The organism is Corynebacterium sp. HMSC058E07 (genome assembly GCF_001809885.1).
GTDB classification, from domain to species: Bacteria; Actinomycetota; Actinomycetes; order Mycobacteriales; family Mycobacteriaceae; genus Corynebacterium; species Corynebacterium macclintockiae.
This window is the reverse complement of record NZ_KV799275.1, coordinates 366,007-374,298: the sequence shown is the minus strand read 5'-3', so window position 1 is coordinate 374,298 and position 8,292 is coordinate 366,007. Positions and strand designations below refer to the sequence as shown.

Annotated in this window: 7 protein-coding genes; 5 read left to right on the top strand and 2 right to left on the bottom strand. The window is 64.6% G+C overall.

What is annotated here, in order from left to right; genetic code table 11:
- Positions 1-425 precede the first annotated feature (425 nt).
- The gene (locus HMPREF2678_RS07110) at positions 426-1,652 is read right to left on the bottom strand and encodes a DUF3515 domain-containing protein (RefSeq protein WP_070551611.1); all 1,227 of its coding nucleotides are present in this window, start codon (positions 1,650-1,652) and stop codon (positions 426-428) included.
- A gap of 79 nt (positions 1,653-1,731) precedes the next feature.
- Between HMPREF2678_RS07110 and HMPREF2678_RS07105 the strand changes: the two genes are divergently transcribed.
- Both HMPREF2678_RS07105 and HMPREF2678_RS07100 read left to right on the top strand, forming a co-directional pair.
- Entirely contained in the window at positions 1,732-2,730 is a 999-nt protein-coding gene (locus tag HMPREF2678_RS07105) for a thiamine-phosphate kinase (protein WP_070551608.1), read from the top strand.
- Positions 2,731-2,739: 9 nt separating this feature from the next.
- A complete protein-coding gene (locus HMPREF2678_RS07100) occupies positions 2,740-3,474 on the top strand; it encodes a uracil-DNA glycosylase (RefSeq protein ID WP_070551605.1) in 735 nt (244 codons plus the stop codon).
- Here the strand turns inward: HMPREF2678_RS07100 and HMPREF2678_RS07095 are convergent.
- Entirely contained in the window at positions 3,471-3,938 is a 468-nt protein-coding gene (locus HMPREF2678_RS07095) for a MarR family winged helix-turn-helix transcriptional regulator (protein WP_035002249.1), read from the bottom strand. The two genes, HMPREF2678_RS07100 and HMPREF2678_RS07095, sit on opposite strands and share 4 nt — an antisense overlap.
- Positions 3,939-3,951: 13 nt before the next feature.
- Between HMPREF2678_RS07095 and HMPREF2678_RS07090 the strand changes: the two genes are divergently transcribed.
- The 3 genes from HMPREF2678_RS07090 to HMPREF2678_RS07080 all read left to right on the top strand — a co-directional run bounded on the left by HMPREF2678_RS07090 (position 3,952) and on the right by HMPREF2678_RS07080 (position 8,283).
- Positions 3,952-4,452 (top strand): VOC family protein, encoded by a 501-nt coding sequence (locus HMPREF2678_RS07090; protein ID WP_035002251.1) that lies wholly within the window; start codon positions 3,952-3,954, stop codon positions 4,450-4,452.
- A gap of 156 nt (positions 4,453-4,608) precedes the next feature.
- On the top strand, positions 4,609-6,114 hold the full coding sequence (locus HMPREF2678_RS07085; RefSeq protein WP_246817905.1) for a DAK2 domain-containing protein: 1,506 nt from the start codon (positions 4,609-4,611) through the stop codon (positions 6,112-6,114).
- Positions 6,115-6,117: 3 nt separating this feature from the next.
- Positions 6,118-8,283, top strand: a complete 2,166-nt coding sequence (locus HMPREF2678_RS07080) for an ATP-dependent DNA helicase RecG (protein ID WP_070551599.1) — start codon at positions 6,118-6,120, stop codon at positions 8,281-8,283.
- The last annotated feature ends 9 nt before the right edge of the window (positions 8,284-8,292 follow it).

Here is an 8,292-nt window from a genome sequence, read left to right as displayed (position 1 = left end):
CGACATTTAGCACTTATAGCATGGTGCGCGTGGGGTTCCTGTTGTAGCTGGGAAGTGTGGGACTGCGGGGGAGGGTGGAAATGTCGGAAAAGTTGCAGTTTGTTATTGGGGCTTATTTGCAATATCGGAAACGTGCAGGTCAAAGGCTTTTTGTTTGTGAGTGTGCGAGAGGCAAGTTTACGTTTTGCAACTTTTCCGACATTTAGCGACATTTAGCACTTATAGCATGGTGCGCGTGAGGTTCCTGTTGCAGCTGGGAAGTGTGGGACTGTGGGGGAGGGCTGCTTCTGCTGGGCCTGGGGGCTGTTGCAGCTGGGAAGTGTGGGACTGCGGGGAAGGGCTGCTTCTGCTGGGCCTGGGGGCTGTTGCAGCTGGGAAGCGCCGGACTGCAGAAGTGAGCTGCAGAGGTGAGCTGCAAGGGCGGGCTACTGCTGGGCAGGGGCAGGCTGCTTCTCAGTCTTCTTAAGGGAAGAGGAGATTGCACTGGTCACGGAGGCAATGACCTCGTCGCCGGCGGATTGAGGCATCGCGAGGCCGACGATCTGTTCGTGGCCAAGTGCATACCAGTGACCCATGGTTGAGCCTCGCGAAAGCGAGGGGTCGGAGAACCAAGGGACGTCGTCTACCTGGGTCAACTGGGCTCCCGGGGCGTAAGACTTGGGCATGGCCAAACCGCAGCGAATGACCACCGGCTCACGGTCGTCGGCCAAGTATGTGGCCGAGCCGCTGGGGGCCTTGTCAAGTGCGGAGCGGCTCACATCTTTGGGAAGGGAACCAAATTTGGCCTGGTCAGAGGACTTGCCAGAGCCGGTGGAAGTGTGGACCAGTCGCCAGCTGCCCAACGCGGACGGCAGGGAGTCCAGGAACTTGCGGCACGCGGGAGAATCAGTCTCGCCGCCGGAGGTGCCGGAACCGCCGGAACCCTCGGAACCGCCGGAACCGTCGGAAGTGCCAGCCCTACCGGAACCGCCGGAAGTGCCAGCCCTACCGGAACCGTCGGAAGTGCCAGCCCTACCAGCCCTACCGGAACCGCCGGAACCACCGGAACCCTCGGAACCACCAGCCACCGGAGCATCGGACAGGGGGTAGGGGGCGGGCTTTGCTGGAGAGTTGGCGTCATAAATAGAAGAAAGAGCGGAACCCACCGCGCCGAGCGCGCCACCCACATCCGCCGACGTCGTCACCGCCACCGCGGGCGAACCCCCGACCGCATACCAAGTCCGCAGGTCAGAGCCAGGAGTCGCATCGGACACAGCCGTCCAGCGCACTTCCCCCGCAGAAAACACCGGCGACAACACTGTGTACTGGTCGGGGACGTTCACTCCGCAGCGCACGGAAAGCTCCGCGCCGGAAGAGTCGCGGTACCCGGCAGCACCTGAAGGCGCGGGCTCCCGAAGTTCCACAGCGCGGAAGCGCCCCAGGTCGCCCGGCAACCTATCCACGAAATCGGCGCACACCTGCGACGACGCCTCCGGCGCATCCACCGGCCCCATCGCCATCGGCGCGTACACCTTCCGATCCACCGTGATCTTCGCGGCCGTAATCACCGCAATAATCAGCGCAACGGCCAGCACCGTCGACAGAATAATCAGGTACCGCGGGGTATCAACGGCACGCGGGGTGGAGGCGGGGGAGGAGGCTTCGTCACTCATAGCGCACCATCTTAATTAGACTGTTCGCGGGACCCCAAGGTGACCCCGCCCGCACACCGCACTACGGAAAGACTGTTGCATGCGCACTTCACTCACTGTCGCCGAGGCCGGCGAGGCCGCCACCATCGCGGCGATCCGCAACGCCGCGCCGAGTTCTCTTAATGGTGATGACGCCGCAGTGTTGGAACCCGCCGGTACCAACTCACGGCACGTGTGCTCGACGGACATCCTCGTTCAGGGGCGGCACTTCACGTTCGACTACTCGACTCCGCGGGAGGTCGGGGTGAAGGCGGTGACGCAGAACTTCGCGGACATCCAGGCGATGGGCGCGCGGCCGACGGCGATTCTGATGGCGATTGCCACGCCGGGGGATCTGCCGCTGCAGACGGTGGCGGACATTGCGCGCGGGATCGATGAGGCCGCATCTCCGTGGGCGGCGGAGCTTGTTGGCGGAGACGTTGTGACCAGCAAAGACCTGGTCATTTCCATCACCGCGATGGGGGAGCTTTCCGGCCCGGCCGCGGCGCTGACGTTGGACGGCGCGGGCGTGGGGCAACGGATTATCGCCAGCGGGCCGATTGGCTACAGCGCGGCAGGGCTGGCGATTCTGCGGCACTATGGTTCGCGCAAGGCGATCCCGGCCGACGATCCGATCCTCAACGAGCTGGCCGATTGGCACTGCGCCCCGCGCCTGCAGCCGGGCCGTGGCTCCGTTGCGCGGGCGACGGGTGCGAGCGCCATGACCGATAACTCCGACGGGTTGATCGTGGACCTGTGCGCCATCGCAGAGCGTTCCGGGGTGTGCCTGGACTTGGACGGGGCGGCGCTGGTGCCCGACGAGAAGCTGCGGCACGCGGCGCAGATGACGGGCAAGAACCCTCTGGAGTGGATCTACACCGGCGGCGAGGACCATACTCTTTTGGGAACTACGGACGCCCGCATGCCCAGCGGCTACCGCCGCATCGGGACTGTGCGCAGCCTCTCGGAGGAGGTTGGGGAGGACCCGGCTGGCGGGTTGGATTACGTGCTGGTCGACGGTGGCCGCCCGCCATTTACAAACGGCTGGCAGTCGGTGTAGGCAGTGGATATGGACTCTGCACAGGCACAAGCACATGCACAGGCGCAAGCGCAGGCGCACCAGCTGATCGAGCGCATCCACCCGGCGTGGTATCTGCCAGGGTTGCAGTCGGTGCTGGCCGGCGCGCTGGAGGAGGCACAAGCTGCGGCAGGCCAGGCACAAGCTGCGGCAGGCCACGCACAGCGGGCGCAGACCCTGCCCGCGCCAGAAAAAATTTTGCGGGCTTTCGAGTCCGACCCTACCCAGGTAAAAGTGCTGATCGTCGGGCAGGATCCGTATCCCACGCCCGGGCACTCAGTGGGGCTGGCGTTCTCCGCGGAGCTGCCCGCGGGCGAACCACTGCCGAAGTCGCTGAAGAACATCTACACCGAGTACACAGACGACCTCGGGCTGCCCGCCCCTGCCGACGGGGATCTCTCCCCGTGGGCCGACCGCGGGGTGCTGTTGCTCAACCGCGTCCTCACCGTGCAGGCGGGCAACGCGGGCAGCCACCGCGGCCGTGGCTGGGAGGCCATCACCGAGGCCGCCGTCCGCCAGGTTGCCGCCAACCCGCACTTCGCCGCGATCCTGTGGGGTAAGCAGGCCCAGCAGCTCGCACCCCTCATCGGCCCGGAGCGCTGCGTGATGTCCCCGCACCCCTCGCCTCTGTCGGCCTACAGGGGCTTCTTCGGTTCGCGCCCCTTCAGCAGGGCAAATGCGATCCTGGGGGCCTCCGGTGGCGCGCCCGTCGACTGGCGGCTCTAGCAACGATGGCCGGGTCCGTTCGTTGCTTTGTCGGATTGTGCGGCCTCGAGTTTTCCGAGGAGTTCTTCCAAGTTGGTCAACTCTCTATGGGTGAGTCCCTGGAAAAATGAGTCACGTCCTTGACGTAGGGCAGGCTGAACATCGTCCCACCACTGCTGGCCAGCGGGTGTCAAACAGAGGAGTCGTGATCTCGCATCGGCGGGGTTTGATCGAGCTTGAACCCACCCCACCGCCGTGAGCTTTTTGATTGTGGCGCCGATGTTTCGCGGGTCAACGGCTGTAACCATTGCTACGTCGTTTTGCGTTCGTTCGCCTTCCGCGATCGCCGCCATGGCTGTGAACTGCGCGGTGGTAATTCCCTGCTCTGTGAGGAGAGCTGCCCATGCTCTCTCGGCGCGGCGTCCAAGTGTGGCCAACAGGAAACTAGCGCCTTGGCGGTACTTGACTTTGCTCGAATTATTCATATTTTATGTATACATGACTTCGTTGAAAATCCCGACTGGACACAACACAATAAATCCCTTCGCTATCGTCCCCGACTCCGTGAGCTTCATCCACTTCGTGGAAACAGTTTTCGATGGTCGAGAAGCAGCGCATGTTCGCACGCCGGATCGAGATGGTTCGATCATCCATGCGGAAGTAATGGTTGGAGATGCCACCATCATGCTTTGTGATCGAAAGCAAGATTGGCCGTTCACGCCAGCCCTCCTGCAGGTCTACGTTCCTGACGCCCAGGCGTGCCTTGATAGGGCTGTAAAGGAAGGAGGCCGCGTCGTTACTCCAATTAGCGATTTCTACGGTGGCTATCGTCTCGCAAGACTTTTTGATCCGTGGCAAAACCTCTGGTGGCTCTACGAGCCGACGGCTCAACCGCAAAACCAGGACGAGCGCGACAGTGACACCGAGTGGCACGATAGCGAGCCGAGTGTCGTCTACAGCACTCTCATGGAGGCTATGTGCTCTCTGGGTGAACGATAAACAAGTCAACCCCCCACCTGGATTCGCGTTGGATGCGGTAGATCTACATCACTGGCACGGAAGGAATAACGCGCCACGATCCCGCAAACCGCCCTGCTGTCCGGCTGGTTCGCTAGGGTAGTGGGAGTGAAATCTAGGAAGGCAGAGGCGCAACCGGTGGCAGAAGCACAGCCGGTGAATCAGGCACCCGCCCAGCTCGACGCGCAGGTTGTCGCCCAGTGGGCGCGGCATTCCGCCAGCCAGTTGCGCGAGAACTGCCAGGCCATCAACGCCCTCAATGTCTTCCCGATCCCGGATTCCGATACCGGCTCCAACATGGCCCACACCATGGCCACCGCCGTCGCCGCCGTCGATGCACTGCCGGAGGGTGCGACCCTTTCCGAAGTCACCATCGCCCTGGCCACCGGGGCTGTCCGCGGCGCCCGCGGTAACTCCGGCCTGGTGCTCAGCCAGGTGATGCGCGCCCTCGCCGAAAGCGCCTCCAAGGGGCACATCGACGGCCCCGCCGTGGCCGACACTTTGTCCCAGTCTGTGGGCTTCGTCCGCGCGGCGATTTCCTCGCCCGTCGAGGGCACCGTCATCACCGTCCTCGATGCCGCCGCAGCCGCCGCTCACAACGGTGATCAGCAGCTTTCCGCCGTCGCTTCCCGCGCGCTGCACGCCGCCGAGCAGGCCCTGGCCGATACCCCCAACCAGCTGCCCGTCCTCGCTGAGGCCGGTGTTGTCGACGCGGGCGGCCGAGGCCTGGTGGTGATCCTGCAGGCCCTGGTCGATGTCCTGGAGGGTGCTGGTTTTACTGAGGACGCCACCACGCCCGACCACGACCGAACCCAGCAAGAAGTCGAGGTGATGTTCTTCTTCGAGGGGAACCTGGATGCCCTGCGGGAGTTGCTGGAGGCCCATGGCAACTCCGTGATCGTGGGGCCGCTGGCCCCGGAAGCTGGCACCGCGCACGTGCACACCGACCAGGCCGGCCCGGTGATCCAAAGAGCCTTCGAACTGGGCACCGTCACCGATCTGCGCATCGAGGTTCTGCCCGCCGACGGGGAAGCCAGCCACCCCGGAATCCAGGGCGCGCCCGCCCCGACGACCAGCCAACCCAAGGCGGAAAACCACGGGCCGTTCATCGTGGCGCTCACGCCCACCGGCGGAGTGGCCCAGTTGTTTGAGGCCGCTGGTGCTGTGGCTGTGGCGTCACCAAACAACAAAACCTTGGGCGAAGCAATGCGGAACCTGGGCAGCGGACCGGTCGCCGTGCTGACCAACGGGCAGGACATGTCGGTGCTGCGCGGGCTGGATGGGGCGCGCGAGATCGACATCATCGACACAAAATCGCTGGTCGGCGGCCTAGCGGCGCTGGCGGTGAACGATCCCGGGGTGGACTGGGACGACAATGTCGAAGAGATGATCGACGCAGTAGACTCGCAGCGTTACGCCACCTGTCCGCCAGAAGGCATGGTCGATACGCTTAGCTCCATGCTGGCCGACGGCGGCGAGCTAGTCACCCTACTGTGGAGTGCCCCGGCAACCGATCAGGCGACCATCGAAGGGCTCAAGGCCACGTTCGCGGAGCTCTACCCGGACGTGCAGATCGACGACCACCGCATCGAACTACAAGGCAACGACTATGACCCGCGCCTGGTGCAGATCGGAGTGGAATAGCCCATGTTGGGGTGGCAGGACCCGCGCCCGCTATCGGTAGCGATCTCCAACGACCGCGCCAAACGGCTGGCGGATAAACCCGGGATCAAGACGATCGCGGATGCGGTGCTGAACTTCCCAACAACCTACGCGCGGCTCGGCTCGCCGCAGAGCCTGGACGAGCTGCGCGTGGGGGAGAAGTACACGTGCGCCGGAGAGATCCTCCATGCGGCTGAGCGGGAGAACCTCTCCGGGCGCGGGCCGCGGAAGTTCCTTTCCTTCACCTTCACCGACGGCGTGCGGAACTTCCGCTCCGCACTGTTCGGGAACGTGGCCTACCACCGGCAGCGCATCAAGAAGGGCTCGATGATGCTGCTGCACGGCAAGCTATCCGAGTTCAACGGCCAGTGGGAGCTCAAAAACCCCAGCTACGTATCCATCCTGCCCGCCCTGGATGCGGAGTTCGGGATGTTCGGGCCGCTGAAGACCATCGTGGACGTCATGGGGTCGGAGACCGCCGCGCAGGAACTGCTGGCCAAGCCGTGGATGGCGGGCTACAAGCGCCGCCCCGGCACCTCCACCGCGGAGATGTTGGGCGTGATGGACCACGTGTTGCGGGTAATGGACGAGCCCGGCGAGTTCCTGCCCCTGCCACGGCGCAACCCCGGCGCGCCCGCCTGGCCCGTCGACGGAAAGGGGCGGCCATTGATCAGCTTCGCCGACGCACTACGGCACATTCACCAGCCCACCGAAGCCGGGCCCGAACCCGCCCGGCGCAGGCTGAAGTTCAACGAGGCGCTGGAGTTGCAGCTGGTCATGGCTCTGCGACGTAGTGACGCCACGAAGCGCACCGGCGTGGCACTCGCGCCGGGGGAGAACGTGGGGAAGCTCATTGCGGGGCTGCCCTTCGACCTCAGCGCGGGACAGAAAATGGCGCTGGAGGACATCGGATCCCGACTGGGCGGGACGACCCCGGCGAATCTGCTGCTGCATGGCGAGGTCGGCTCCGGCAAGACGATGGTGGCGCTGATAAGCATGCTGTGGGCCGTGGACTCCGGCTACCAGTGCGCCTTTATCGCGCCGACGGAGATCCTGGCCGTGCAGCACGCCCGCAACCTAGTGAAGATGCTGGAAAACACCGACGTGCGGGTATCCGTGCTGGTTGGATCCCAGAAGCAGGCCGACAAGCAGCGCACGCTATTGGATCTGGTGTCGGGGCAGACCGACATCCTGGTGGGCACGCACGCGGTGATCCAGGACTCGGTGGAGTTCTATCGCCTGGGCATGGTCATCGTCGACGAACAGCACCGCTTCGGCGTGGAACAGCGCAACAAGCTGCGGGAATCCGCGCCGGTGGACGCGACCCCACACATGATGGTCATGACCGCCACCCCGATCCCGCGGTCGGTGGGAATGACAATGTTCGGCGACCTGACGCCCATCACGCTGGTCGGCAAACCCGGCGGACGCGGGGACATCGAAACGGTTGTAGTGCCCGCCGACAAATACCACTGGGTGCGGCGGGCCTGGCAACGCATGCGTGAGGAAATCGACGCTGGCGGGCAGGCCTACGTCGTCGCGCCCCGCATCGACGGCTACTCCGGCGTGGAACAATGGAGCGAGCGCATCGCCACGCAGGAACTCCCCGGCTGCAGCGTGGCCATGCTGCACGGCAAAATGGACGCCGCCGACAAGGACCGGGTGATGCAGGACTTCGCCGCCGGGAAGATCGACGTGCTGGTCGCCACCACCGTCATCGAGGTCGGCGTGGACGTGCCGAACGCCTCCATGATGATGATCCTGGAGGCCGAGAATTTTGGCTTCTCCCAACTCCACCAGTTGCGCGGGCGCATCGGCCGCGGGCGGCGGGATTCGCTGTGCCTGCTGCACACCACCGCCGCGCCGGATAGTCCCTCCTTCCACCGCCTGCAGGTGGTGGCCGACAGCAACGACGGATTCCGCCTGGCCGAGGAGGACCTGAAGATGCGCACCGAGGGAGACATCTTGGGCGAGGACCAGTCGGGGCGGTCGGCGCGAAGGGCGTCACTACTAGACCTCAGCACCGACGGCGAGATCATCGAATCTGCGCGCGACTACGCGGAGGCGCTGGTGGCCTACGACGAGCAGCTGGCGCGCTCGCTGGTGGTGGACATCGAGATCGACGACCAAGACTACATCGAAAAGAGCTAGGCGGCAAGA